Source organism: Photobacterium sanguinicancri (assembly GCF_002265265.1).
In the GTDB taxonomy this organism is placed as follows: domain Bacteria; phylum Pseudomonadota; class Gammaproteobacteria; order Enterobacterales; family Vibrionaceae; genus Photobacterium; species Photobacterium sanguinicancri.
Genome location: NZ_NOIF01000338.1, coordinates 1 through 1,821, shown reverse-complemented (window position 1 = coordinate 1,821; position 1,821 = coordinate 1). Strand labels below are relative to the sequence as shown.

Below are 1,821 nucleotides of genomic sequence, written 5' to 3'. Positions count from 1 at the left end.
ATAAAAAATAGAGAATATTCTACGTTTAAATATATTATTTTTATGCAGTTCAATTATCAGCCATGATCATGTTTATTTTACGAATATGCCTAAAGGTTAAGCCTGAGTAATGTGCGCGGTGCAAAAGGCGGGCAGGCCAAAGCTTCGTAACGCGTCGATATAACAGTCCAAACGTACTTTTCCCTCAGGAAGAGGGTTGGGACTTAAACCATCACGAGCCGCATAGTGATCAAAGTGAATAAAGGTTGGCTGGCTATTGGGCTGGTGGCCTGTTAATCGCTGATGCAGTTGCGTTGATACAAAGATAATTTCACTGCGATGGACATGAATAGAGGCACTGATTAACCAAGCTTGCTGGATATTGTGCTGTTGGAGTTTAGCTAAGGTGAAGCGTGCATTATCAAGTGTATTGGTGGCTTTATCTTCCAGAATAATACGATCAGCTGCGACTGCATGGCCAATAAGCCATTGCTGCATTGCACAGGCTTCTGTCATACCAGCTTGTGCTAACCCACCTGTTACAAATATCGGGATTTCGGGATATGCCTTTATTACGGTTAGTGCCGTGTCCAAGCGCTGTAATAACATTGGCGGTATGGTGCCATCAGCATTTAATTTATAACCCAAAATGATAATAGCGCCATTGCCGTTTTCTTGTTGAATTGTTTTGAGTTCACTTTCAGTGTTTAGTGCAGTCCCGTAATTTATCGTTTTTGCCAGTATTTGCTCAATAGCGCTAAGCAGTTGCTCGACTTGCATGGCTGTCGGTGATGACACTCCCTTTAACCGCTGAAGATAATGTGTCACTTTTTTATGCTGATCTAAATAATGGTGCCATACGGCGAGGTATGTAAGGGGAATAATCGCATCAGATTGAAGATGACTTTGATATACACAATCTTCATAGAGGTGCAGTGCTTTAGGTATTTCCCCCTGAAAAGTATAGATATTTGCAAGGGTTAGCAGTAAATCAGTTCGTGTGGTGTCTAAGCTAATTGCATGTTCAAGGTAGTAGCTGACAGCATCAAGGTTTGTGCCAATATGGTCACCAAAGGGGTACTGAGTGCGGTTGGATGATTGGTAAGCGAGGGAGGAAGATTCAATTAGCTGGGTGATCATAGATAGTCGGGTCCGTAACACAAAATGAAAGTCACTATTGTTCACAATGCTACATTTATTCACCAAATTCTACCAAGTATTCAGCGATGGCAGACTAAGCTATTCGTAGTCAGTGAAGAAAATGGAGATCGTAATGAATAACGTATTTCAACAGCAGGGTGCGTTTAGTTGGTCTGAGCTTATTGTGGATAATCCTGAAGAAGCGGTGAAATTTTATCAAGAAGTGATTGGCTGGGAAGTTGAAGCGATGGAAATGCCACAAGGTGTTTATCACGTTGTAAAATCAAACGGTGAGCCAGTGGGTGGGATCATGGCAAAACCACCAGGCGCAGAGAAGATGCCTAATTATTGGGGCTGCTATATAACGGTAGAAAACGTGGATGACACAATAGCAAAAGCAGAGGCTGCGGGTGGGAAGGCGGTTTATCCAGCGATGGATGTACCCGGTGTCGGTCGGATGTGTGCTTTTTTTGATGTTTCGGGTGCCATTATTTCAGTGATCACCTATGAGAAAAAAGAGTGTTAGCTCCTTTATTTCACCTTGCGGTGCGGCGTTTTAGTGTGTACTCAATTTTTGCTATGCAATGAAAGTGAAGAAATAACGAACACTTTAAATTTTGTAAAACCTGCTTACATTATTTTGCGTAACTTATGGAATATGGTGCTGATTATATGTATTTGATTTTAATGACTAAATAAGCT

Annotated in this window: 2 protein-coding genes; one reads left to right on the top strand and one right to left on the bottom strand. The window is 41.6% G+C overall.

Going from position 1 to position 1,821, the window contains the following annotated elements:
- Positions 1–96: 96 nt before the first annotated feature.
- The gene (locus ASV53_RS23830; protein WP_094958967.1) at positions 97–1,119 is read right to left on the bottom strand and encodes a YdcF family protein; all 1,023 of its coding nucleotides are present in this window, start codon (positions 1,117–1,119) and stop codon (positions 97–99) included.
- Positions 1,120–1,252: 133 nt separating this feature from the next.
- On the opposite strand from ASV53_RS23830, the gene ASV53_RS23825 reads away from it, so the two are divergent.
- Positions 1,253–1,645 carry a VOC family protein gene (locus ASV53_RS23825; RefSeq protein WP_094958966.1) on the top strand — a complete coding sequence of 131 codons (393 nt, stop codon included), beginning with the start codon at positions 1,253–1,255 and terminating at the stop codon, positions 1,643–1,645.
- The last annotated feature ends 176 nt before the right edge of the window (positions 1,646–1,821 follow it).